This is a genomic window from Vibrio sp. 10N.222.49.C9, from assembly GCF_041474985.1.
Taxonomy (GTDB): domain Bacteria; phylum Pseudomonadota; class Gammaproteobacteria; order Enterobacterales; family Vibrionaceae; genus Vibrio; species Vibrio crassostreae_C.
In genome coordinates this window covers 1-283 of record NZ_JBFRVD010000550.1, presented here as the reverse complement: position 1 = coordinate 283, position 283 = coordinate 1, and the positions used below count along the sequence as shown (strand labels likewise).

At 47.7% G+C, this 283-nt stretch carries 1 protein-coding gene; it reads right to left on the bottom strand.

What is annotated here, in order from left to right; all coding sequences use genetic code 11:
• A partial coding sequence (locus tag AB4585_RS24415) for an arginine N-succinyltransferase (RefSeq protein ID WP_372171335.1) occupies positions 1–283 on the bottom strand: 283 nt, incomplete at both ends.

The window sequence follows — 283 nt, the reverse complement described above, 5'->3', positions numbered from 1 at the left end:
CTCAAGCAGTTTCAATGCTGGGCGGGTATTATCGTGTACTTCACCAATCACCGCCTGTGCCTCTTTACTCAATAGATTGATGTAGATCGGCAGCTTTGGCATCAGGTCAGCAATAAAGCCTTTCTTGCCAATGCCAGTGAGGTAATCGGCCATAGTGAAATCGATAGAGAAGAAGTGCTCCTGCAACCACTCCCAAAATGGAGAGTTGCCCTTTTCATCAGAGACCCCTCTCATCTCCGCAAAGATAGTCTTAGAGAATCGATGAGGATGCTCCGCTAGCATC